General features: G+C 43.6%; 20 protein-coding genes, 2 tRNA genes, 1 rRNA gene and 1 pseudogene. 1 reads left to right on the top strand and 23 read right to left on the bottom strand.

Annotated elements, in window-relative coordinates; all coding sequences use genetic code 11:
- Positions 1-100: 100 nt before the first annotated feature.
- The 7 genes and pseudogenes from AC1MDJ_RS02955 to AC1MDJ_RS02925 form a co-directional block, all read right to left on the bottom strand.
- Positions 101-349 (bottom strand): annotated as a pseudogene (locus AC1MDJ_RS02955) (nucleotide-binding protein); the annotation flags it as partial.
- Between the two features lie 2 nt (positions 350-351).
- On the bottom strand, positions 352-2,307 hold the full coding sequence (locus AC1MDJ_RS02950) for a M3 family metallopeptidase (protein WP_479689465.1): 1,956 nt from the start codon (positions 2,305-2,307) through the stop codon (positions 352-354).
- A 6-nt stretch (positions 2,308-2,313) separates the two neighbouring features.
- On the bottom strand, positions 2,314-3,036 hold the full coding sequence (locus AC1MDJ_RS02945) for a tetratricopeptide repeat protein (RefSeq protein ID WP_479689464.1): 723 nt from the start codon (positions 3,034-3,036) through the stop codon (positions 2,314-2,316).
- A gap of 10 nt (positions 3,037-3,046) precedes the next feature.
- Positions 3,047-3,748: a segregation and condensation protein A gene (locus tag AC1MDJ_RS02940; RefSeq protein WP_479689463.1), complete on the bottom strand. Its 702-nt coding sequence runs from the start codon at positions 3,746-3,748 to the stop codon at positions 3,047-3,049.
- 14 nt (positions 3,749-3,762) lie between these two features.
- Positions 3,763-4,752, bottom strand: a complete 990-nt coding sequence (gene trpS, locus AC1MDJ_RS02935) for a tryptophan--tRNA ligase (RefSeq protein WP_479689462.1) — start codon at positions 4,750-4,752, stop codon at positions 3,763-3,765.
- Positions 4,749-5,414 carry a site-2 protease family protein gene (locus AC1MDJ_RS02930; RefSeq protein WP_479689461.1) on the bottom strand — a complete coding sequence of 222 codons (666 nt, stop codon included), beginning with the start codon at positions 5,412-5,414 and terminating at the stop codon, positions 4,749-4,751. The genes trpS and AC1MDJ_RS02930 overlap by 4 nt, the downstream gene beginning before the upstream one ends.
- A gap of 62 nt (positions 5,415-5,476) precedes the next feature.
- A complete protein-coding gene (locus AC1MDJ_RS02925; protein ID WP_479689460.1) occupies positions 5,477-7,717 on the bottom strand; it encodes a hypothetical protein in 2,241 nt (746 codons plus the stop codon).
- 242 nt (positions 7,718-7,959) lie between these two features.
- Between AC1MDJ_RS02925 and AC1MDJ_RS02920 the strand changes: the two genes are divergently transcribed.
- A complete protein-coding gene (locus AC1MDJ_RS02920) occupies positions 7,960-9,093 on the top strand; it encodes a metallophosphoesterase (protein WP_479689459.1) in 1,134 nt (377 codons plus the stop codon).
- Here the strand turns inward: AC1MDJ_RS02920 and pilM are convergent.
- From pilM to AC1MDJ_RS02840, 16 genes are all read right to left on the bottom strand, one after another.
- Positions 9,077-10,090 (bottom strand): pilus assembly protein PilM, encoded by a 1,014-nt coding sequence (gene pilM, locus AC1MDJ_RS02915; RefSeq protein ID WP_479689458.1) that lies wholly within the window; start codon positions 10,088-10,090, stop codon positions 9,077-9,079. The two genes, AC1MDJ_RS02920 and pilM, sit on opposite strands and share 17 nt — an antisense overlap.
- A gap of 28 nt (positions 10,091-10,118) precedes the next feature.
- Positions 10,119-11,126, bottom strand: coding sequence for a hydrogenase expression/formation protein HypE (gene hypE, locus AC1MDJ_RS02910; protein WP_479689457.1), 1,008 nt, complete (start codon positions 11,124-11,126; stop codon positions 10,119-10,121).
- Position 11,127: 1 nt separating this feature from the next.
- Positions 11,128-13,554 carry an alpha-amylase family glycosyl hydrolase gene (locus AC1MDJ_RS02905; RefSeq protein WP_479689456.1) on the bottom strand — a complete coding sequence of 809 codons (2,427 nt, stop codon included), beginning with the start codon at positions 13,552-13,554 and terminating at the stop codon, positions 11,128-11,130.
- Positions 13,544-13,990 carry an ATP synthase F1 subunit epsilon gene (gene atpC / locus AC1MDJ_RS02900; RefSeq protein ID WP_479689455.1) on the bottom strand — a complete coding sequence of 149 codons (447 nt, stop codon included), beginning with the start codon at positions 13,988-13,990 and terminating at the stop codon, positions 13,544-13,546. Before atpC ends, AC1MDJ_RS02905 begins: the two co-directional genes overlap by 11 nt.
- A gap of 4 nt (positions 13,991-13,994) precedes the next feature.
- On the bottom strand, positions 13,995-15,395 hold the full coding sequence (atpD, locus tag AC1MDJ_RS02895; RefSeq protein ID WP_479689454.1) for a F0F1 ATP synthase subunit beta: 1,401 nt from the start codon (positions 15,393-15,395) through the stop codon (positions 13,995-13,997).
- 11 nt (positions 15,396-15,406) lie between these two features.
- The gene (gene atpG / locus AC1MDJ_RS02890) at positions 15,407-16,321 is read right to left on the bottom strand and encodes an ATP synthase F1 subunit gamma (RefSeq protein WP_479689453.1); all 915 of its coding nucleotides are present in this window, start codon (positions 16,319-16,321) and stop codon (positions 15,407-15,409) included.
- Positions 16,322-16,344: 23 nt separating this feature from the next.
- A complete protein-coding gene (gene atpA / locus AC1MDJ_RS02885; protein ID WP_479689452.1) occupies positions 16,345-17,853 on the bottom strand; it encodes a F0F1 ATP synthase subunit alpha in 1,509 nt (502 codons plus the stop codon).
- Positions 17,854-17,898: 45 nt separating this feature from the next.
- Complete coding sequence (gene atpH, locus AC1MDJ_RS02880) at positions 17,899-18,441, bottom strand: ATP synthase F1 subunit delta (protein ID WP_479689451.1); 543 nt, start codon at positions 18,439-18,441, stop codon at positions 17,899-17,901.
- Positions 18,434-18,994 carry an ATP synthase F0 subunit B gene (locus tag AC1MDJ_RS02875; RefSeq protein ID WP_479689450.1) on the bottom strand — a complete coding sequence of 187 codons (561 nt, stop codon included), beginning with the start codon at positions 18,992-18,994 and terminating at the stop codon, positions 18,434-18,436. Before AC1MDJ_RS02875 ends, atpH begins: the two co-directional genes overlap by 8 nt.
- Positions 18,991-19,434, bottom strand: coding sequence for an ATP synthase F0 subunit B (locus AC1MDJ_RS02870; protein WP_479689449.1), 444 nt, complete (start codon positions 19,432-19,434; stop codon positions 18,991-18,993). The genes AC1MDJ_RS02875 and AC1MDJ_RS02870 overlap by 4 nt, the downstream gene beginning before the upstream one ends.
- Before the next feature lie 122 nt (positions 19,435-19,556).
- Positions 19,557-20,351 carry a bifunctional hydroxymethylpyrimidine kinase/phosphomethylpyrimidine kinase gene (gene thiD, locus AC1MDJ_RS02865; protein ID WP_479689448.1) on the bottom strand — a complete coding sequence of 265 codons (795 nt, stop codon included), beginning with the start codon at positions 20,349-20,351 and terminating at the stop codon, positions 19,557-19,559.
- 38 nt (positions 20,352-20,389) lie between these two features.
- Entirely contained in the window at positions 20,390-24,493 is a 4,104-nt protein-coding gene (gene dnaE, locus AC1MDJ_RS02860; RefSeq protein WP_479689447.1) for a DNA polymerase III subunit alpha, read from the bottom strand.
- 111 nt (positions 24,494-24,604) lie between these two features.
- Positions 24,605-25,132, bottom strand: a complete 528-nt coding sequence (dnaQ, locus tag AC1MDJ_RS02855) for a DNA polymerase III subunit epsilon (RefSeq protein ID WP_479689446.1) — start codon at positions 25,130-25,132, stop codon at positions 24,605-24,607.
- Between the two features lie 61 nt (positions 25,133-25,193).
- A tRNA-Ile gene (locus AC1MDJ_RS02850) sits at positions 25,194-25,267 on the bottom strand.
- Between the two features lie 70 nt (positions 25,268-25,337).
- Positions 25,338-25,410: transfer RNA gene (locus AC1MDJ_RS02845), tRNA-Ala, on the bottom strand.
- Positions 25,411-25,500: 90 nt separating this feature from the next.
- Positions 25,501-25,576: ribosomal RNA gene (locus AC1MDJ_RS02840) — 16S ribosomal RNA — on the bottom strand; the annotation flags it as partial.

Raw genomic sequence — 25,576 nt, 5'->3', positions numbered from 1 at the left:
GCTATAAATGGGCAGAGATGTATGCCGCAGACGCCTATCTTGCTATAGAAAGGGCAGGAGCTAAGGCTAATGAGCTGACAAAACGCTATTGCGATACTGCGCTTGCCGGTTTCAAGAGTATTGGATTCATTGCAACTAGTGGCTCTATGCCCGCAGCCTCTGCCTGCATTACCTGTGCTCGCCCCATCTCTAAGCCTTCATTAGTAATAAAGCTATTTAACGCCATATTTTGACTCTTAAATGGTGCTACTGAGTAGCCATCTTGTTTGAGTATGCGACAGATGCCAGCGGTTACTAGGCTCTTACCCACATTTGATGCCGTTCCCTGAATCATTAGAGAATTGGACATCCTCAGTCCTCTATCAGCCCCGCTAGCCTTAAGATAGCGTCTGGTTCAGGCTGTCTGCCTAAAAACAGCTCATATATTTCATCCATATTTCTGCTCGCCCCCATAGCAAGCACAGTATCGCAATAGCGTTTTGTCAGCTCATTAGCCTTAGCTCCTGCCCTTTCTATAGCAAGATAGGCGTCTGCGGCATACATCTCTGCCCATTTATAGCTATAGTAGCCCGCCGCATAACCACCGCTAAATATGTGGCTAAATCCGTTCTGAAATTTATTGTAGTTAGGATATGCGACCACTGCAACCTCGTGCCGCACCTTATCAAGTATTTGTTGCACCCCATGCTCATCTAGTAGTTGGCAGTGAATAAGCATGTCAAATAGTCCAAATTCCAACTGGCGCACAAGTGCAAGCCCTTCTTGGAAGTTGCGTGCCGCTATAACCTTATCTAACAAATTACTCGGCAATCGTTCGTCAGTCTCATAATGCATGGCTAAATCATTTAAGACGTCACTAGAATAAGCAAAGTTTTCTAAAAATTGAGATGGAAACTCTATAGTATCCCACTCTATGCCATGAGAACCGCTCACATTGTATTCATTTACAATTGACATTATGTGGTGCAACGCGTGTCCCATTTCGTGAAAGAGCGTCACCACATCACTATGGCGCAGTAAAGAGGGGATACTTTCAGTGGATGGCGGAAAATTTCCCACTATAAAGGCATCTGGCAGGTGCTGAACACCTTTAGAATCTATATAATGCGTATGCCAATCATTCATCCATGCCCCGCCACGCTTGTCAGTTCGTGCTTCAAGGTCTATATATAGCCCGCCAATTAGCTTGTCTGCCCTATAAACTTCATAAAACTTAGCCTTTTTATCCCAAAGTTCAGTATCAACCCATTTAAGCGTTATGCCAAACATCCTATTTAGCAACTCAAATAGCTTGCTAACAACACGGTCTGATTCAAGGTATGGACGCAGTTCTTCTTCATCAAAAAATATCTCTTTCTTTAGCTTATTAGAATAATACGCTGTATCGTATGCTGATAAGCCGTCTAGCCCATCCCGCACCGCCAATGCAGACATCTCTTCAAACTCTTTTATGGCATAAGGTTTCCCTTTTTTGCCAAGCTCCCTTAAAAACTCTAATACAGCATTCACAGACGGAGCAGCCATCTCTTTTAAGCGCTTTTCTGCAGAGTTTTTGCAAGATAATATATGTGCAAGCTCGTCCCGTAATGCCAATATCTCTGTGATGATTGCGCCGTTTTCGGGTGCACGGGTGGTATAAGCTCTATACATCTCCTCTCGCTTTACCCTATCGGTAACGTAGGTCATAAAAGCAATATAACTAGGCATTTGCAAACCAAATGCCCAGCCTGTATCAGTTTTATATGTAATCTTATCGCTCTCTGGCATCTCTCCAAGCAACGATTCATCTGTTATAGTGAGTTTATAGGCATTTGTAGCGTTCAATAAATTTTGGCTGAATTCGTTGCAAATCTCATTCATACGCACGTTAATTTCCATTACACGAGCTTTTTTATCTACTGGCAGTGCAACACCTGCTAACTCAAAGGCAAGTATTGCATCATCCAGCACTTTTTTCTGCGAAGTATCAAGCTTGTCATACTCACAGCTGCGAATACTTAAAAAACTATTATATATATCAATATGTTGTGAAATTTTTGTGCTATACGTTGTAATATCGCCAATGCAGTCTGCATATACTTTCTGCGTTTCAGCTGTATTCTTAACACTGTTTAGGTGTGATATTGGCATAAAAGCTAAGTTGAGCCTGTCATCTAAATCAGCAAGCGGACGGACAAAATTCAGATATGTCTTGTGCGGTTCAGTCAACAGACGGACGATATGCGCTTCATTAGCTGCGATTATTTCAGATATGTGCGCCTTGCTGTTATTTAAGGCATCTTTTGGAAAATTGCCTAGCTGTGACATAATAAATTAGCGGCGTTTTATCTTCTGATTAGATAAGAACGCTTGATACTGCCTAGCACCATCTGGCATCTTCGCCCCAATGTGCATCTGCATCCACATAGCACCATAATTTTGTATCTTTATTTTCTTATTATTGCGCACCGCTTCAAGCTCGCCTACTAGCCGTTCATCAGTAGGCAGTTTCTCTATCCCCTTATGCAAAACTTCAATAGCTTTGTCAGTTTTGCCACGCTCCATTAGCATATAAGCGTATAAACTATAAACAAAAGCCTCCTTCTTATTGCCCTTCATAGTCTTATCCATAGTGCTCAATGCTTTGTCATAGTCCTTTATTCTAAAATATTGTGAGGCGAGCATACACATTGATGGCCAGTTCTTCACCACCGCACTCTTTAATAGCGGAAAAGCCTCATCAAAGCGTTTTCTCGCATAGTATATCGTCCCTATCTGCGAATCTATCTGCTTTTTCACCATAAACTGCCAGTTAGAGTAGGCATAAGCACCTTTCATTCGCTCAACAGCGCGCTCTATCTTGTCAGCCTTTATATCTTTCTCTACCTGCTCCATAAGAGACTGCATACGTTTATAAAAATACCTGCCAATCAGCACAGTTATAAGGAGCAACACCACTATAGCAAGAACAGTGGCAAGGAGCACACTGCCCGATAGAGCAAAGGTTATTGCACCTACCAGTGCAGATACTGTGACAGAAATTAGTATAGTGTACATAAAGCAAACCTCATTGTAATCGTTTTATAAGTATATCAGAAAAATTAGTTTTTTGAATAACGTTTATCAAACGATTTTTTGCCATAACAAGAATAGTAGAAAAAGCGGCGGTGCACTCAAACGGACTATTCATTAGTGCTATTATACCACTCCATAGGCTATCTTCCCGTGATAATATATCTCTCTGTACAAGCATCGCCGTCCTGTCCGCCTGCTCCTGATAGCTATTTATCAGTAATGGTTCGTCTTTGCGCTCCGCCGTTATATTAAAAAATGCATCCGTTAGAGCATAAGCTCCTTGATGTATCTCATCTTTTGGCAACAGCACGCTTTCGCGCCGATATAAATAATTTGCAGATGTTTCCTCACAGACTCTTAAAAATAGCGCAAGTTCTTTACAAAATGCTAAATCAGCTAATGCCCTAGCAAATGAGGCTGCCTCGTCTTCAGGGTTAAGTTCATCTGACGGCAAACCCTCTTTCGGTAGCATTGAACGCGATTTTAGATATAAGAGATAGCTTGCCATCTGTATAAATTCCGCCGCAACCTCCACATCCAGCATTTTCAAGCACTTGATTTCCTCTATAAAACTAGCCGTTATCTCTGATATTGGAACGTCAAAGATGTTCATCTCATTTTTATGAACAAGATGTATCAGCAGGTCTAATGGACCCTCATACTTGTCTATGCTTATAGTGTCTAATGCACTCATCAGGTTATATAGCCTTATATCTTTATGGCTTGACGCACCCGCTCAACAACCTGCTCAGCCATCTCATTGGCACGCAGTTGAGAGGTTTTTATATATTCACGAGCGTCTTTTACCTCTACTTCAAAGCGTTTGCGCCGTTCCCTGATAGGTGCTACAAGGCTTTCTACGTGTTTTATGAGTATCTTTTTACAATCAATACAGCCTATTTGTGCACCCCTGCACCCCGCACAAACTTCCGCCCGCTCATCTTGTGTGGAAAAGACCTTATGCCAATCAAAGACGGGACATACATCGGGGTTGCCCGTATCAGTTTTGCGAATGCGGTTGGTATCAGTTACCATTCTCTTTAGTTTCTGCTCTATACTGTCTGCTGATTCCCCCAGTGCGATAGAGTTGCCATAACTTTTACTCATCTTACGCCCATCCAAACCGGGCAGTTTTGGCACATCGGTAAGTATCGGCTGCGGCTCAACAAAAACCTCTGTCTTATACAAAGCATGAAAATGCCGCACTATTTCTCTACTCAACTCTACGTGAGGCACTTGGTCTATCCCTACTGGAACATAATCGCTATCATATATAATTATATCAGCGGTCATAAGCACTGGATAACCTAAAAAACCATAATTATCAAGGTTCTTATCCGTTAGCTGTGCGCGCATTTCCTTATAAGACGGCGTTCGCTCTAGCCACGCAATCGGGGTAACCATACCCAGTAGCAAGTATAGCTCCGCATGAGCAAGGTTCTGCGATTGTATCATAAAGACAGCTTTGTTGGAGTCAAGCCCTATACTGAGCCAGTCTATGATAAGCTGGCGAGTATTTTCTTTTATGTCCTCAGGGTCTGCATAGTTTGTGGTAAGCGCATGCCAGTCGGCAACACCAAAAACACAGTCCATATCGTCCTGCATCTTGACCCAATTTTGCAATGCCCCAAAATAATGCCCTAAATGCAACGCTCCCGTAGGACGCATTGCACTAAATACCTTTTTGCGATTAGTCATGATAATAGCCTCATAAGCGAAGACACTATATATTGTAAAACAGACTGCAAAAAATGTATCGGCGGGCTTATTATATAAGATATAATACCTGTCATAAATAGTGCCAGCACCACAACCATTCCTATGCGCTCCATTTTAGCATACTCTGTGGCATATTTTAGCGGAAGTAAATCACACAATATGCGCCCGCCATCAAGTGGCAGGAGTGGCATTAAGTTCAGAACGGCAAGGGTGATATTTATATTCACCGAAGCAACCAGCGTTAAGTATAGCCAGCCCATAACGGAGCTGAACTTGACATCATCCAAAAAATAAAACAGTAGCGGGATAAGCAACGTGGAAACTATGGCAACCGCTAGATTAGAGAGCGGTCCCGCCGCTGCAACAATAAGTCTACCATATCTCCTGCGTCCAACTACATTCATATCTACTGGCACGGGCTTTGCCCAGCCTATCATTCTGGTAAGAAATAGCACAAGTAAGCCGATAATATCTATATGAACAAGTGGGTTCAAGGTGAGCCGCCCCTCATTCTTAGCAGTGTTGTCGCCGAGTGCATTAGCCGCATAAGCATGGCTAGCCTCGTGTATGGTTATGGCAAATAAAAACGGCAATGCCACAATGCTTATGTCTCTAACTATAGAGTTAAGGTCAAAATTCATAGTTAAACTATATAGGCATGGGCGAAGCTTGTCAATTGCTAAAACAAATATCGCACTATCTATTACTTATAAAATATCCAGCTGACACCGTCTATGAACGGCACACGTTTTTTGTAGCCACGTTGGTGCATAGCCTCTATGACAGACTGTTTATAATCAGCCCACTCAGGCTGCCAGCCTGTATCTGCTCCAAAATATACAACCACGCTTTTATCGTCTCTCACGTGTTCTAGGGCTTTGTCAAGCTCTGCAATGCTATCAGGCTTTATACTTATAGCCTCACGAAGATTCATTATAGCAAGTATTCTATTGTCTGTATGTGATATGCAGATAGCTGCTATATCCCTGTATGGTTCAGCAATTTTTGCATAGTTGGCACGCTCATAGTATCCAGTTATTTTAATAGGTTCTACTCTGTTATAAAAACCTATAAATGAAATTATCAGCACCATGCCCGCAAATAGCTGGCGATATAGGGGAATATCGCACACTACCCTGCAAATAAGCTCATTTGTGAGTATCACAAGTAGCAGAGCCACAGCTGGGGCTATAGGCAAATAATACCAAGCAAAAGCAAAGGGGTATGAGGCAAGTATAGAACTACCCAGCAAATAGGCAAATAATGCTATTGCTATAGAGACACACAGTGGCAAGGCAGTCTTATGCGTCAAGGTGCTATGATTATCAAATTCGCTGCTACTAGAACATACGTATAATCTAGCATTTTTGATGCATAGAAAACTACTGACGGCTACTACCAGCAGAAACCAGAACACTGCACCGCCGAATTCGCTCATAACCATCATAAAAGCCTGAGAAAATATCTTTATGTGCGTGCTTACCCCATATCCATACAGAACAGTATGTGCATCTTCAAACGGATATGCTACAAACAGCATATACATCACAAAACCAATTGTAAGAGCCACTGCACATCTAGCAATATTCAAGAAACGTTTCTGGCGGAATAGTATCACAACAGGCACAACAGACATGCCCGCTAACCATAACAAAAAGTAATTATGTGCATCAAAACCTAAAAAGAATGTGAGTGCGAGTAGCACATAAAATCTTTTTGTTAACCTAGAGCCATCCAATATATCCAATAACAAATAGACCAAGAGGACACAAAAGAACGTTGCCAACGTGTATGAACGGGCAAATATAGGAATGTAGATACCAGCAGCACTGAATCCATAAAAAACAAGGGGTAGTAGAGCAAGCCTGCCCGATAGGAAACGTCTTGATATGACGTATAAAAGAATGCACGTTCCCAAATAGTAGGGGATATTCAACAACACTCCTAGCCAATAGCTAAAAGTATTGGGAAATAGCATTGAAACCAGATGCAACTGAATGCGGTGTGTCGGAGAGTGTGCAGTCAATCTAGCACGTAGCTCGTTCAAATGAGATAGCCTTTCATTCGGCTGTGCAGTTACAGAATTGAACAACTCTTGTGATGAATGCCAGATACTGCCACTTCCCCAATTCTTATAGACACCTAAATCAGTTGTAGCGGTGAGGGCAGACTCGGTCTCGGCACGATTAGCCTTTATATACGACAATATCTCTTCGCCGATATTACCCTTAGCTTGGTCTCTATAGTAGGCTACAAACATCAGTTGAATGGCGACTATAATAGCAAATAACGCCCAGTTCCTAGCTAATATCCAGCTATGCAATCCCTTATAGACACAACACCAAACTATAAGCGATACAAAAAGAGATACTAGCGCAAACGGAACAATGAAGCTATTAGGCAACACAGGATATTTGCTTAAATATGCTCGTTCAAGCTCCATAGAAAATCCGCTCTTTTCACTTGATAAGGTTATTGTGAACTGCTCGGGAATATTCCCTTTTACAGCCTTTGACGAGTTAAAGCCATCTCTTAGCATATCAAAGGTTCTATTAGTCTGCCTGCCCGATTTGTCAACAAATGATAGCCATGCCGCCCTAAATCTGCTATTAGTCGTATTAAGCCTAGAGATAAGCAATGATACCCGCTTGTAATCTTTTGTCGCCCTATTACCTAAATCAACGATTATGCTAGAGTTATCAGATACATCGCTACGTAGAACATTCTTGTCAACACCAACTATGCTGAAGTTATCTAGGTTCTTATATAGTTCTTGTTGTGATATTTCTAGGTGTTTTTGCCATTTCAGAGGCACTGCATCTGTTCTGCCTACAAAGACGAACGACAGCAGCGCATAGATACAAACAATGGCTGCTAGTGATATGAGAACGAAGAATAGATGTCTAAACCGATTAAAGAAAGTGTTGACGTTAAAACTATGCATTGACAGCCACCTCCGTAGAGTGAACTGTCCAAGAACCCCTTAAATATTGATTATGCGGGGGGGGGGGGGGGGGGTGAATATGCTTATCGTTATTATGCTTTCAGTCATTATGTGCGCTCCTTATAAAACAAAGTGGGTGGTATTATACCACAAACGCATAAGCGGTGTGCATAGAAATACAACTTTATATTTACCCTTGATTTAGTGTATATTATTCATATATTAACATAAAGGAACAAATAATGAACATCTCTTTTGCCCTGATACTCGCTGCCAATCTTGCAGCTGCTACATACCTTGGTGTTCGTGTGTATGTGTTGTTTGGTGCGGCATTGCCACAAATTCTACACAATAAGTTTGTGTTTGCGCTATTCGTGTTTCTGTTTACCCAATGTGCGCTTATAGTTATTAGGTTTCTGCCACTACAGGTGCCTGCGTGGCTCTCATACATTACGTATACATTCACAGGGCTATACCTTATAGGTTTTTCTGTGATGTTTATGCTAGACACTATCTTGCTTTTGTCGCGCTTGTTTCACTTTCACCAAATAGTTGTCGCTTATCCACTTGATAAAGTTTATCTTGTGGTTGTTGGTTTGTTTTATCTGCTGGGGTTATATAACACGCTAAACACACACCCTACAAATTATACTCTCACGTACGCACAGGCTGGCAAAGATTTTCGCATAGTGGAGATTACCGATGTTCATGTTACTAACTTTACCCGCCCTGCTCGTTTGCAAAAACTAGTTAGGCTTATAAATGAGCAGAAACCTGATGTAGTAATATTTGCGGGAGATACCATAGACGGAGCGCAAAAGCCATTCAATGATAAGAACGTTGCAGAAATATTTAGGGGGATAGAGAGCACCTACGGCGTTTATGGGGTGCTTGGCAATCACGAGTACTATGGAGAGGGAATAAATACCGCTGAAAAACTGCTACGCTCATCGGGGATAGTCCTACTAGTAGATGAGAGTGTTTATATACCAGAACTAAACCTGTCTATTATCGGACGAGACGACTTACGTTCTACAGGCTTTAGACGCAAGTCGCGCAAAACAGCTAACGAGTTAGTGTCTAAGTTGACAAAAAATAGTCTAGTGCTTGTGGCTGACCACCAACCACAAAGGGCTGATGAAGCTATGAATGCTGGCGTTGCTTTGCAACTATCGGGACATACTCACAATGGACAGCTCATACCCGCTAATATTGTTGTAAAGTTTATATACGAAAAAGCGTATGGGTTGTTAAACAAGGAGCAGTTTAACCTTATCACCTCTTGTGGCTACGGAACGTGGGGACCGCCTATGCGGATTGGCAGTCGGTCTGAAATAGTTGTGGTTGATATTAAGGCTACTAACGTAAAGCCATAGCAATAGCAACGTTTAGAACAGCTGGCATTTGTTGTAGTATATTAGTGGTTTCGCTATCAGAGGATTTGATTGAACTTATGGGGTTCATTACCTCAGCAACTAAACCAAACCTGTCTTTAATGGCATTAGACAGCCTGTGAGTTGTGGCACCACCGCCACTTAAATATACTCTTTTAGGGGCACGACCTCCTAGTGCTACATACGTCTGCATAGACTTATCCACCTCATCAAGCAGTTTAGGCAGATATTCCGTTTCAATAATTTTCTTTACAGATTCTGCACTTTTATGATTACCTAAGTTAGTCTTAGCAAGCTCTATTTCATCTTTAGGGATACTAGCATCATTTGCAAGCAAGCTGTTGCAAAAATCGCCACCTATATTGCACCGGTCTCTACGAGCAAACGTTCCGTTCTCTAAAAATATTACACAAGTTTCCGATGCTCCTGTCTGTAATATGATAGTTGGCTCTTTCATAGGCAGTTGCATACGAACGTATAGATTACACAAAGCAATGCTTTCATCACTTATTATTCCAAGATTTACGTTTGCAGAGTTAAAGATAGAGACATAGTCTGATATAGTGTCTTTTCTGTTAGCTACAAATACAACATTTGCAGTAAGCGCAGTTTTGTCTATACGGACAATATTATAATCAACTGAATATTCGCCTAGATTGATATTTAGGTATTGGTCTGCGATAAACAGCAGATTATTCCTAAGTTGAGTTTCATTTATAAACGGCACTTTAACACCTGCAACAACAATTCCGCTACGTAGAGCAAGTGCACTCGGCTTGCTAGAAAATGAGCCTGTGCTATATGCCTTTGCCACTAGCTCTGAAGTAGCAGCAAAGTCCATTATCTGCCCATCAGCAAATGCCCCATTTTGTACCGGTATAAACTGCGCTGACACAATCTCCGCTGTGCCACCCTTTCCTCCAAGTTCAACAACCTTAAAAAAACGCGCCCCAAAATTCAAACCTACATGTTTACTCATATTTACCTTATCTTATCTGACATCCTAATCAGCATATACGTGGCAATATCTCGCCAAGTGGCATATCTATATATCTTCTGCCACCAACCCTAGTAGTCATAACCACATTGCTATTCGTTACAACTTCTCCGCAAAGTGTTGCACGCGTGCCCACATCAAAGCTGTGCAACATATCAAGCACGCTAGCTACATCGTCTGCCCCTACCACTACGAGTGCGACCCCTTCATTAGCCACATCAAGGGGGTCAAAGCCCAATGCTTCACATAGCCCCTCTACACCGTCGTCAAGCGGGATAGTCTTTTCATCTATGACAAAGCCAAGCCCAGTCTTGTCGGCAATTTCATTTAACACTGCAGCAACTCCGCCACGTGTCGCATCTCTTATAAAATGCACATCAAAGCCTAGTATATTATTTAACATTTTACAGAGTATATTACAATCTGATTCAACAATACCCTCAAAACCAAATTCTCCGCGAGCAAGAGAGATAGCTATTCCATGCCGTGCTATATCTGATGTAATAATTACCCTATCTCCAACCTTAATAGATGCATAATCGTTTGTTCGTTTAATGAGCCTGCCAACACCTGTAGTATTGATTATCAAGCCAGACAGCTCCCCCGCTGGAATAACCTTAGTGTCGCCAGCAATAATTTCAACATCCGCCTCGTCGGCTGCCTGTGCAAATGTTGCGATAATTGTTTCAATGGTATCTAACCTATATCCCTCAGGTATTACAAGGGCGCAGGTTATATATTGTGGTACCGCGCCTGCACATGCAAGGTCGTTTGTGGTGCCCGCTACCGCTAGTTTGCCCAAATTGCCACCGGGAAATATCTCTGGCGTAACAACAAACGAATCAGTTGATATGGCAAGCTCGCCGTTAGGTATAAGTTCAGTCGGCATGAAATATGAGGCGTCCCGCATCTCCCGTAGCTCACTGCCCTTAAAATGCTTAAATAAAACGTCTTTTATTAGCCTTTGCATAGCTCTGCCACCACCACCAGTTGACAGGCTTATAATGCTATCATTCATATCAACTTCTCAACATAACTAACACAACTAGTGGGGGCAGGTAGAGCGAAATTCGCTCAACTGATTTATCGCTGTTAGAGTCATCAGTTTGTGAAAAATGCTCCATCTGCGGATTGCTTATTTCAAGATTACCGTTGCCAGCAAAAAGTTTTGAATCAGAGCTTAACATCTCAACATATTTGCCAGGAGTCACCCACAGCGACAAATTCTCCACCGCCTCTGTTTCATTAAAATTAAATACGAATAATAGCCTGCCACGTTCAAATGCTAATATTCTATATTCATCGTGAACGTAGCGCATATAGGGTTTCTCTCTGAAACTATCAGCGTGTTTTGCCAGCAAATCAACAAGAGACGCCTTGTCAAACGCCCATAGATTGCCATATTTTATATCGTTCCGAGCAGTCAAGTGCCACTGTCTATGCCCATACCCATCAGCATCTATCCATTCAGGGTGTCCAAACTCGTCCCCCATAAAGCTCAAATAGCCAGCATCTGCCGTGCCAAGCGTCACAAGTCGCATCATCTTGTATAGCGCAATTCCGCGAGATGCTTTCCAGCTAGTTTGCAGGTGAGACATATACTCATACATGTCATCGCCTATCAGCCGCCAAATCATAGCATCATGCCCATTTATAGACTGGTCATGACATGCAACATAGCTGATAGTCCGCTCATAACCACGCCTATTAGTCATCTCATACCATATATCACTACTGGTGCGCCCTTTTTTAATAAACTTACCCCAAAAGTCAGGTATCCCCATAGCCAGCCGATAGTCAAAGGCAAGTCCACCTTCACAGGCTCGCGAGGTCATACCGGGCATTCCGCTAAACTCTTCCGCTATGCTCACCCCGCCCATACTATGTATAAGCTCATTTGCCAGCTCCAAATATAATACACCCGCCTCGTCTATGCGCGAACTACCATTAGAGCTATAAAAACAGCTATTCACATCACTAAAGCTGTCATTTATCCCGTTATCTAAGTATATCATATTGCCTACGGCATCAAAACGGAAACCATCAATATGGTACTCTTCCATCCAGTAGCGACAGTTTGAGAGCAAGAATCTTCTGGTCATCTCTTTGCAAAAGTCAAATGATATAGTTCCCCATTGATTAGCTTTATCAGCAAAGAGAAAACTAGTGGTATCATAGCGGGCAATGCCCTGCTCAGTATTAGGCACTGAGTGGCTGTGCGGTATATCAAGTATAACTGACAAGCCTAGCCTATGCGCCTCATCAACTAGTCTCTTGAAATCATCAGGTGAGCCGAAACGTGAACTTGTAGCAAAATAGCTAGACACTTGATAGCCAAATGATTTATAGAGCAGATGCTCCAAAACGCCCATTAGCTGCACGGCAGTATAGCCACTCTCTTTAATACGCGGAAGTAGCTTACTGAACATCTCAAACGTGCCTACACTCTTATCTGTGCGCCCAATATAAGGCTGGGCAATACCTATATGTGCCTCGTATATACGTGGAAAATCAGTCCATTTAGCCTTTTTATCATTCTTAAATCTATAAACATCATCAGGTGACCACACACGTGCACACCACTGCTCCTCAACATTTTTGTCCTGCTCTACCCACTTAGAAAATGCTGGTATTCTGCGGACTTGCTCGCCGTTAGTGCTGGGGGATTCAGCCCGCAATTCTACATAATCGCCGTGTTTCAGTGCATTTTCGGGTAAATCTAGCTGCCAGATACCAGTTTCAATATCTTTAGTAAATGCAAACTTATCGTCTATCTTAAAATTTGTAAATGAACCTACCAGCCATAAATTAGTGGCTGCCGGCATCCACTCGCGCCACTGCCACAAAGAAGTGCAGCCCTCACCCTTGAACTTATGCAGTCCTAGCGTTAAATGTAAATTAGCATAGTTTGAGAGTGTTCCATATTGCTCGTTTATGCGAGACAACTCCTTATCAAATATTGAAATGCGTCTGTCAAAAAAGTGACGATATCGCGATATATCAATATCCTGCAACGGATTAGCCGGATATTTAGTTGAGAGTTCATATTTATCAGAACGGCATATTGCACCATCAGCTAATCTGCATGCAATATTAAAGATAAATGGCTCTTGCACTGCCGCACAACGCAGAACACGCCGAGTAAATAAATCCCTTAGAAAGCCTATGACTACACGAGCACTGGGGGTTATAAGCCTATTGTGAACATGTTCATTCGGCAAATCTAAATCCCAAATTACATAGGGAGTTATAGAGTGCCCCGTTTCTAGAAAGAAATCAGCTAGCACTATGTTGTTAGTGCTAGTATTGGTGATGACGAAATAGACAAATTCAATATCAGTAGGCAGACTGTCCGTAACAAAACTACCTCGTCCATATACGATGTCATCAGAAATTACGCGAGGGTCGCGGTGAACGCCAGAGAAAAAATCAAAACTAATGCTCATTCGACTTTTGTGCGGAATAGTGGGATGCCACCGACAAGCGGACATCACTCCTCTTTATAGTTTCCTCCATACCAGTAGTATCAAGTGTTGTTTCATTCTTGCTTGCTTCAGCATAAGCCAGCTCCAGCGTTTCTTCCGCTATCAGTTTGCGCTTCTTTTCATCCTCTACGTCTATATCTTTACCCAAATCAGCATGCTCTGTAAGGACGACTATCTTATTATTAGATACTTCCAAAAACCCGCCCTCAATAGCAAAATAGTCTAGTTTTCCGTCGTTTTTATAGCGTAATTCCCCCGTAGCAAGCGATGTAACCAGTGATATATGGTCGGGCAATATCCCTATCTCTCCCTCATCGGCAGGGGCGTATAGCTCATCCACTTCAGTGCCGAGCACAAGTCGCTCCGGAGACGTGAGTTCAAAATACATCTTAGCCATAATACTATTTATTACCCTTCAAGCTTTCAGCATTAGCAAACACATCCTCTATACCACCGCACAGGAAAAACGCTTGCTCCGGCAGTGAATCGCATTCGCCGTTTAATATCATCTTAAAGCCCTTAATGGTGTCTTTCAGCGACACATATTTACCTTTAATGCCCGTGAACTGTTCTGCCACATGGAACGGTTGAGACAGAAAACGCTGTATCTTGCGCGCACGTGACACCGTGAGCTTGTCGTCTTCAGATAATTCTTCCATGCCGAGTATAGCTATAATATCCTGTAATTCCTTATAACGTTGCAACACAGATTGAACTGAACGGGCAGTATTGTAGTGCTCCTCCCCCACTATGTTAGGGTCAAGTATGCGTGAAGTAGAGTCCAAAGGGTCAACTGCAGGGTATATGCCAAGCTCTGCAATAGAACGAGATAGAACCGTCGTAGCGTCTAAATGCGCAAACGTAGTGGCTGGAGCTGGGTCAGTAAGGTCATCTGCAGGCACATATATAGCTTGAACAGACGTGATAGACCCCTTTTTAGTAGATGTAATGCGCTCTTGCAACTCGCCCATCTCTGTGGAGAGCGTAGGCTGGTAACCAACAGCCGACGGCATACGTCCAAGCAATGCTGACACCTCAGACCCAGCTTGGCTAAACCTAAATATATTATCCACGAAAAGTAGCACGTCCTGTCCTTGGTCACGGAAGTTTTCACATATAGTAAGTCCAGTTAGGGCGACTCTCATACGCGCACCCGGAGGTTCATTCATCTGCCCATAAACTAATGCAACTTTATCTAACACGTTAGATTCTTTCATTTCATTATATAGGTCATTACCCTCACGTGTCCTTTCGCCGACACCTGCCACGACCGAATAACCGCCATATTGTTTAGCAATATTATTGATAAGCTCCATAATAACAACAGTTTTCCCCACGCCGGCACCGCCGAGTAGCCCAGTTTTCCCACCTTTGGTATAAGGTTCTAACAAATCTATGACCTTTATACCTGTTTCAAACATTTCAACTGATGTTTCTTGGTCTTCTAGCAACGGAGTCGGCTGGTGTATGCTACGATAAGATTCAGCCTTGACTTCCCCCGCCTCATCCACAGGGTCTCCAGTCACATTTAATATGCGCCCTAGCACACATTTGCCCACAGGCACCATAATAGGTTCACCTGTATTCTCCACAGGCATACCGCGCACAAGCCCTTCGGTGCTACTCATAGCAACTGCACGTATGGTGTCCTCACCGAGCTGCTGTGCCACTTCGCAGACGACTTTGCGCTCACCGTGATTCACAACGAGTGCCGTATAGATATCTGGTAAGCAACCTGTGTCAAATTTTGCATCTACCACAGGTCCTATTATTTGAACTATCTTTCCAGTTGCTGCTGCCATGCTAATCTCCTTTACCTCAAGGCTTCCGCGCCGTTGACTATATCAAGCAATTCGGTGGTTATTGTCGCTTGACGCGCTTTATTATAGTTTAATGTAAGACGCTTTATCATATCGTCTGCACTCCTAGTCGCATTATCCATCGCTACCATCCTAGCACCGTGCTCCCCAGCAGCGGATTCTAACAATGAGTGATATATTGAAAATGTTACATACCTAGGCAATAGTCTCCCTAAAACCGAAGCAGGGTCAGGTTCTATCAAAAAGTCAGACAAACCAGCATCGGTCGCTACGTTGTAGTCGTAAGCCATCTCAAACTCAAGCTTGTAGCCCTCATTTACACGGTCTTTATCCAGCGAGAGCGGAAAGAGCTGCCTACATATTGGCAGTTGAAACGATACCGAGAAAAACTCATTATATATGAGATATGCCGCATCTATTTCTCCATTGGTAAAGGCTTTAGCGATTGTTTTTGAAATCTCTTCCGCATGCGGATAGGTCACTTTTCCGCTAAGCGAAATCCATTTACAGACAATATCGGCATTTCTGCGCCTAAAGTAATCATAAGCATTCTTGCCCGATATATACAACTTTATCTTATAGCTCGGATTTTCCTGTTGAAAACTCTGAACAGCCTTTACAACGTTAGAGTTAAAAGCACCGCATAGCCCCCTATCTGAGCTTAAAACAAACAACCCCACAGTTTTAGTCTCACTAGGAACTACCATATACGGATGCTTAAAGTCGCTCACATTAGCTGCAAGGTTGACGACAACTTCGCGCAACTTTTCAGAGTATGACTGAGTGCTTGTAACAGCCTCATTAGCACGCCGCAACTTCGCAGCAGAGACCATTTTCATGGCCTTTGTAATCTTTTGAGTGCTATGCACTGAGCTTATCTTACGCTTAATGTCTTTAATACTAGCCATTAAATACCTCTAAAATAGCCAACTTACGCAACAAATCTCTTCTTAAAATCGTCAAGGAACTCTTTCAACTTAGCTGACAAGGTGTCACTGATAGCTTTCTTATCATGTAACTCTTGTAGCATCTCTGGGTGCTCCGTTTCTATGCTGGTCAGAAATTCATGTTCAAACTTAGAGACCGATTTTAATGCAACGTCATCAATATATCCATTAGTTCCCGCAAATAGCACTAAAACCTGTTTTTCTACTGACAAGGGCGAATATTGCGGCTGTTTCAAAAGCTCCGTTAATCTGCTACCGCGTGTAAGTTGCGCTTGCGTAGCGGAATCAAGGTCGCTGCCAAACTGAGCAAACGCCGCCATAGCACGATATTGTGCTAGGTCTAATCGCAAACGCCCTGCAACTTGTTTAACAGCTTTTATCTGGGCACTGCCACCAACGCGTGATACTGATATACCTACGTTAACTGCAGGGCGAACGCCACTGAAAAACAGGTCTGTTTCAAGGAATATCTGTCCGTCTGTTATAGATATTACATTAGTAGGTATATAGGCAGCTACGTCACCAGCCTGAGTCTCAATAATAGGCAGTGCCGTCAATGAACCCGCACCAAGTGCATCACTCAACTTAGCCGCACGTTCAAGCAACCTTGAATGCAGATAGAACACATCACCCGGATAGGCTTCACGACCCGGAGGACGGCGGAGCAACAACGACATCTGCCTATACGCAACGGCATGTTTTGACAAATCGTCATATATAAGTAGCGCATGCTTACCGTTATCTCTAAAATACTCGCCCATAGTGCAACCCGCCAACGGTGCGATAAATTGAAGCGGCGCAGAATCGCTTGCCGTAGCGGCAACAACTATCGTATATTCCATAGCCCCGTGTTTCTCTAGTATCTCTACAACGTTAGCTACTGTTGAACGCTTCTGCCCTATTGCTACGTAGACGCATATCATGTTCTGCCCTTTCTGATTTATGATAGTATCTAGTGCAATAGCGGTTTTACCAGTCTGCCTATCGCCTATTATAAGCTCACGCTGACCGCGCCCTATTGGTATCATCGCATCTATCGCCTTAATGCCAGTTTGAACAGGTTCATGGACAGACTTGCGCGCAAGTATTCCCGGTGCAATCTTCTCTATAACATCCATTTTGGTTGCTTTGATAGGTCCCTTCCCATCTATAGGCTCTCCAAGCGGAGACACAACACGTCCTATCAAATCATCACCTACAGGGACGGATGCAATCCTACCCGTTCTCTTAACGGTATCGCCCTCTTTAATGTGCTCATAATCGCCGAATACCACGACTCCGACATTGCTATATTCCAAGTTCATCGCCAGTCCGTAGATGCCACCTGAAAACTCCACAAGCTCCCCAGACATGACGTTATCAAGCCCATGAATTTTAGCTATGCCGTCACTAGCACTTAGGACGGTGCCTATCTCCGCCATCTCAACTTTCTTGTCAAAGTTTTTGATTTGCTCGCGTATTATCTGGCTAATTTCGTCAGCTTTAATCTGCATATCAACACCTATACTTATTTTAATCGCACCATATATCCGCCCATATTACTTACTAAGCTCCATTTTTAACCTATCAAATTTGCCACGCAGACTCAAATCATATAACATACTGTCAACAAACACTTTCATTCCGCCAAGCAACGATTCATTCACGAACTCTTTCAATACTATCTTACGTCCAGTCAACTTTTCCAATGTTGACAAAAGCGACTTTCTAATGGCATCTGTTATAGACACAGCGTATTCCACGCGCACCTCCAGCTCACCGTTAGCCTCCATAATGCGCCTTTCAACAACTTCAACAACAGCTTCAAGCTGGTTCAAGCGGCGATTATTAGCTAGAACTACTAAAAGTCCCTGTGTAAGCCTGTTAAGCCCAGCACCCTTTTTAGCAAGTGCATTTATTACAGCTATCCTATCGCTAGCCGATAGAGCGAGACTTGATACAAAAGTGGCAAAGTCATCATTATTAAGGAGTAACTCCTTGAGTTGCGCTAAATCGCTAGTTACAGCATCAATATTTCCACTGCTCAAGGCTTCAAAATAAAGGGCATCTGCATATCTGACGGCTACTGGTGAGTTAATCATAAACTATTCCCCCCTCTCCGATATACATAAGATTGTCTGCTATATACTTCTGTTTATCAGATAGGGTCATAGCTACGACTTGTTCTTCAGCCTTAGCAAGGGCACTTTTTGCCACTACCGCCCGTATAGCCAGCCTAGCTTGTTCTGTCTCAACATTCAACGTATTTTCAGCAGAGCGTTTCAACTTTTCTGCCATCCGCTCAGCACTGGCAATTAAATCCTGCGCTTCGCGCTGGGCTGTGGCACTAGCAACCTCTTTCATCTTTTTGAGTTCTTCACTCATCGCATTGATTTTAGCTACGTAGTCAACAAGTTGCGCTTCAGAATCTTTGCAGGCTAGTTCAGCCTTTTTCATCGCATCGCTAGCACTCGCTACACCATTAGCTGTCTCATCAGAAAGACGCTTGCCTACAAACTTGTATAACAAACCTACGAACAGAACGAATGCAACTACACGCCAATAAAAGCCACTGACGCTGTAGTGTGCATCAGCAGATGCCACCGCATACGCTGGCAACATTAGAGCAAACAATGCGGATAGGACTAGTTTCATGCAACACTACTCCTGCTTACCTTGCTGACTATATCTGTAAGTATTTGCCGCGAATATTCATCTACCTGTTTCATAAGTATAGAACAGACAATATCAGTCTCGCTCTTTATATTAGCACGTCCAGCCTCTACAAAAGTTTTAGCCTCTGCGTCAGCCCTATCAGTAATAGCCTTAGCGCGGGCTAGAGCCTCCGAACGCAAGCCAACAGAATATTCTGCTAGCTCTGCACGCACCGCCTCAAGGTCTGCCTCGTATATTTCACGCTTTTTCTCTATCTGACGCAGATTGTCGGTTGCCCTATCGTTTAGCTCTTTAACTAAAGCGTCCCGCCGACTATACGTAGAATGAACGGGTGCAACAATCCACTTGCTCACTAGTAGCACAATTACAAGGAATTGCGCTATTTGAATAAACAGTGTATAATCTATACCTATCTGCATCTAATTACACCTGCCCCTGTCTAAATATATGAAACTTAAACTCCTACTTATTTAACTAAAAAGTTTTCAGCTTGTCAAGAGATTATTTTATTTTGTAATTGCACAAGTTAAAATGCCCCTCTTTAGCTCATCCACAAATGGTTCACTGGTCCTACCCCCCTGCCGATGCTGAGTTTTGCGCCAGTAGCGATTGCTCCTGTAATATATTTCTTTGCTAATCTTATGCTCTCGTTTAGGCAATGTCCCTGCGCTAGGTAGGTTGCTATCGCCGCCGAATAGGTGCAACCAGTGCCGTGCAGGTTCTTGGTATCAGTCCACGCACCGCTAAACTCTTGAAAGTTCGCCCCGTCGTATAATATATCAACAGCAACACCCTTGTCTCCTGTAATATGCCCACCCTTTAAGACGACCGCCCTTGCCCCCATATTAACTAATCGCTTGCACGCATTGTGAACATCGTTCATATCCGATATTTTAACGCCAGTCAGCAGTTCCGCCTCAGGTTTATTAGGGGTTATGACACTTGCTATGGGAAATAGTTGCTCCACTAGTGCCGCTCTTGCGCTGTCTTGCAGTAGCACCGCCCCTGTGGTAGCCACCATTACAGGGTCAACAACTAGTTCTTTTACATTATGTGCTTTTAATTGCTCTGATACGGCACAGATGATTTCGCTTGAAAACAGCATACCAGTTTTGACAGCATCTGCGCCGATGTCTGACAGCACGGCATCTATTTGAGATGTAACGCTCTCTGGCGTTGTGGGCATTATATGTGTTACGCCTAGCGTATTTTGCGATGTTAGCGCAGTAATTGCACTCGTTCCAAATACTCCGAGCGCAGTGAATGTCTTTAGGTCTGCCTGTATGCCAGCACAGCCACCAGAATCAGAACCCGCTATCGTCAAAGCTTTATACATTTTTAATTACTCCTACCATGCTCTACCTTCTTATGTTCCTACGCCACTAAATATTTGCAATTTTCCTCGCCAAACAGCTGTGAGGTTAAAGCGAGTAGCTTACTGGACGGTTTAACGCCCAATCTACGCAATAAGTCAAACTCTAGCTGGTAGCTACCCGCACCACTCATGCGGAATTTTACAGGCAATCTGCCTGGCATAGCCTCTAGTTCTGTGCGGAACTGGGCGAGCCTATCGCTGTCAATCCTATCAACTGGAAGTGTTATAACTAACTGTTTGATAAAGATTCCAAGCGCAGTGTCTAGCTCATACACATCATCTACCAGTAGCGAACCACCGCGTTCCCGCACTTGCCACATGCCTTTGACAACGATGGGTTTGCCTTTTAGTTGTTCCAGTTTGTCAGCCAACTTCTTATACGTTTTGGGAAATATCACTCCATCAAGATAGCCCTCCCCATCAGACAGTTTCACAAATGCCATCTTTTGATGTTTTTTAGTGTCATCATTCTTATTAGTGAACGTTTCCTTTATCTCCGATATATAGACAAATGCCAACACGGGCTGTCCGTCATTCATATCCTGCACCTCAGCCGTGCGCTTAAATGCATCGGTCGTAATGGCTGGTAGCCTCATCCCTGCTTCGCCTGTGAACTTGCTGGTTTTCACCTTGTTTTTCTGCTCTGCCATAGGTGAGGCTAGCGCATCTGCAATGTTGTCAAACATTCGCTCTAGTATAACCTCCCCCTTGCCGTCGCTACTCTCTTGATACGTGCCCTCTACAACGACAACTTTGTTCTTTTCAATCATTTGCATATATTCGGTGTATTTGCGCGGAAATGCTAGCACCGTGAGCGAGCCGCTGGCATCTTCTATAACAAACCGCACCATTTTTTCGCTGGGTCTGTCGTTATTCTTGTTGGTTGAACTTGTCTTTATGCTGGCGATTACACCGATAAAGCGCATTCTATCTCCCTCTTCGCGTGATTCTTTGATGAATATGCCACCATTGCCCTCGTCATCATCTGGTTGTTCTACGTCTTCATCCTCCCCCTCTTGGCTAATGGCGATGTTGTTAAATAATCCCACAGCATTAGCCGCCTGTAATGCCTCCTGAACAGGGTGTGATGAGAAATAAACTGACAATACTTCTTTTTCTTTTGCCAATAGCTCGTCTTTTTTCATCTCCTCAACATTTGGATATTCCTCTGATAATAACGCAATGTTCTCATCATCACTAGATAAGAAATCCTCAATGCTCTGCACGCCACTAGCCCGTAGTTCATCATCTTTCTTTTTGCGGTCGGTAGAATAGCGGTCCAGCAGTTTTGGTAATAGTGCAATCAGTTGCTGGCGATTCTTGCCGAAACTGTCAAACGCTCCTGCGTAGATTAACGCCTCTATTGCCCGTTTATTTACCCTGTGCGTGTCAACACGTTCGCAAAACTTGTATATACTCTCGTATTTGCCACCCCTGCCACGCTCTTCTATTATATTATCAGCAGCTAAACCTACGTTCTTAACGGCACTTAACCCGAACCAGATACCTCCACCACCAGCCTTGTCGTCTTTATCAACTTCATATTCAAATTCAACTACACTCTTATTCACATCTGGCGCATACACGTGTATGCCATGCGATTTGGCATCCTCCATAAACTTGGCAAAGTCCTTCTTGCTGTCAATAGCGATACTCATACATGCTGTGTAGTATGACTCAGGATAGTGCTTTTTCAGATACGCCGTCTGATACGCCAGCATCGCATAAGCCGCTGAGTGGCTCTTGTTAAAGCCATAGTCAGCGAACTTCTCCATCAAATCAAATATATTTTTTGCCACTCTCTCGTCCGCTACCCCATGTTTAAGTGCGCCAGGAATGTTGCGCCTTTCATCACCATGTAAGAACACTTCTTTCTCGCGCTCCATCTGCTCGGCATCTTTTTTGCCCATAGCGCGGCGCAGATTGTCCGCTGCTCCTAACGAATAGCCCGCCACAACACGTGCAATCTCCATAACCTGCTCTTGGTATACGATTACCCCGTAGGTATCTTTCAGAATAGGCTCTAGTTCGGGCACTTCGTAGGCAATTTCTTGTCTGCCATGTTTCCTGTCGCAGAATAGCTCTAGCATACCACCCTTGATAGGACCAGGTCTAAACAGCGCATTAGCAGCGGTAATATCTTCTAGGTTAGATGGTTTCATATTGCGCAGTAGTCGTCTCATGCCATCGCTTTCTAGCTGGAATACCCCAGTAGTATCTCCAAGGGAAATCATCTCATAGACCTCTTTGTTATCGTATGGAATATTTTCCAGTTCAAAGTCCGCATCTTCGTATTTGTGTATCAACTTGACCGCCTCGTCAATAATCGTCAGATTGGCTAATCCGAGGAAGTCGTATTTTATCAAGCCTAGTTCCTCTAATAGGTGCTTGTCGTATTGTATAACGCCCATCGCATTGGTGACATTGACATTTTCATTTTCAATTTCAGCTTTATCTTTATCTCTCTCCTTGTCCATATCTCTATCGCGACATAGGGGCGCATATTCGGTGATAGATTTATCTGTTATCACTATACCCGCTGCGTGGACACCGTATTGACGCAATAACCCCTCCAGTTTGGAAACTTTTTCATAGAATCCAACGTTTTCAGCCTCTAGTCGTGCTATCAGGGTATTATCATTCTTAACCGCCTTTGATATAGTCATACTAGGCTCTTTGGGAATAGCATTTGCCAGCTTTGTCGCCACATTCAGTGGCACGCCTAGTGCTCTGCAAGCATCACGCACCAGCCCCCTGCCCGCCATCTGTCCGAATGCAGCTACCTTTGCGACCCTGTCAACTCCATATCTTTCGGCAACGTATCTGATAACCTCGTCCCTGCGACGAATGCAGAAGTCAATGTCAAAGTCGGGGAATGAATTGCGCTCTGGGTTGAGAAACCGCTCAAATAGCAAATTCATTTTGATAGGGTCTAGGTCGGTGATACCCATTGAATACGCTACCAACGAGCCTGCACCAGAGCCTCTGCCGGGACCGACGGGTATCTTTTGCGAGCGAGCGTAGCTGATAAAATCCCACACTATCAGATAGTAGCCGATATAGCCTTTCAGCTTGATGACGTCCATCTCCATTTCTAGCCTGCCATAGTAGGTTCTATGCTTGGAGACATCTGGAACGCGCTCAAGACGCTTTTTCAGCCCCTCCATTGCTATGTGCCTAAAATAATTTTCTTGCGTAAAGCCGTCTGGCACCTCAAAATCGGGCATGTGAACCTTGCCGAAGTCTTGTTCCATGTTCACGTTGCAACGTTCTGCTATTTTAACAGTGTTCTCTACCGCCTCAGGTGCGGTTTTGAACGCCTCAATCATCTCCTTTGGGCTACGGACGTATAGCCTATCAGTTCTATCCTCCTCTTTAAGCATATCCTCTACCTTCTTCTTGTATTGGATAGCCATTAGCAGATTGTGCGATGCATCGTCACCTTTGTTTAGATAGTGACAGTCGCCCGTTGCCACCAGTGGGATGCCCGTATCCTTTGATATGTTTATAATTTGCGCGTTGACGGCAAGCTGGTCTGATAGCCCATTGTCTTGTATTTCAAGATAATAGTTCCCCTTGCCCATTATCTCCTCATATTCTAGGGCAATGTCGCGCGCTGTATTATAATCAGAGTTTGGTTCTAGTATTTTCCTCGCTACCTCGCCCGCTACGCAGGCAGACAGTGCAATCAACCCCTCATGGTATTGCTTTAACAGATTTTTATCTATGCGTGGGCGTTTGTAAAAGCCTTCTAGCTGGGCAATGCTCACTAGTTTTCGTAGGTTGTAAAAGCCCTGATAGGTTTCGGCAAGTAGCACTAGGTGATAATTTGATACGGCATTGTCTTTGTAGTCTCTATTGCGTAGGTCATCGGGTGCAACATAGACCTCGCAACCGATAATAGGCTTGATGCCCGCTTTTTTGCACTCTTTATAGAAGTCAACTACGCCGAACATCGTGCCATGGTCGGTAATAGCCACGCTGTCCATGCCCAGCTCTTTAATGCGCCCAGTGAGTTTGTCTATTAAAATAGCACCATCTAATAGCGAATATTGGGTGTGCAGGTGCAGGTGCACGAACTTGCTATTGCTCTCTTGTGCCATAAAACCTCCGTGTATATGGGCTATTCTTTACCAACACATCTTATCAGAAAATATTTTTGTGTCAAGGCAGGGGAATAACTCCCCTCTCGCGGTAAAACCGCTGTGGAGGCTTTAGAACGCACCAGCCTTTATCTCTTGTTTCATTTTAATGTAGATTTCTGCTGTAAGTTTTGCATCTAGCAGTGCACCGTGTAGCGTGCGGTTGCTATTGTCAATGCCATAAGCACGGCACAGAGCGTCAAGATTATGGTGTGCTAAATGAGTATTGAGCTTTCTTGATAAAGCCACAGTATCAACAGCCCGCTCCTTTGCGATTGCAGGCAAATTAACCCTTGCCAGTTCAGCATTCAGAAAACCCATATCAAATGATGCATTGTGGGCAATCAATGTTGAATCGCCAATGAAAGCCAACAGTTCGCTCGCAATATCAATAAATTTAGGCTTATCCCTCAAAAACTCACTAGTTAGTCCGTGAACCTCTAGTGCACGGGGGTGTATGCTACGCTCTGGATTTAGATAGCGTTGAAAGGTGTTGCCTGTTAATGTGCCGTTTAATAGCTCTACACAACCTATTTCAATAATTCTGCCTGTGCTAGCTGCGTATCCTGTAGTTTCCGTGTCAAATATAATCTCCCTCATAGATATCCTTTCAATATGTTGTTTATATATTATATTCAAGTAATTTTGATAGGCGTGAAAGTGGGACTAGATGGACTTGAACCATCGACCTCGCGCTTATCAGGCGCGCGCTCTAACCACCTGAGCTATAGTCCCCTATAAGAACCGATAATGGCATATAATATAGCAAAGGGCAACCACAGGGTTGCCCTTTACCTTAGCATAATGGAGGTTGGGAGGATTGAACTCCCGACCCCCTGCTTGCAGGGCAGGTGCTCTCCCAGCTGAGCTAAACCCCCATAATATTCAACTTTCAAGGATGTTTGGGGAGGGGAGGCGCAAGAGAGGTCTTATTTACCTAATTAAGTATGATGTTAAACAATCCTTAAAAAGGAGGTGATCCAGCCACACCTTCCGGTACGGCTACCTTGTTACGACTTCACCCCAGTTACCGGACTTGCCATC

The sequence above is a fragment of the Candidatus Termitispirillum reticulitermitis genome (assembly GCF_054655775.1).
This window is presented reverse-complemented; position numbering and strand designations above follow the sequence as displayed.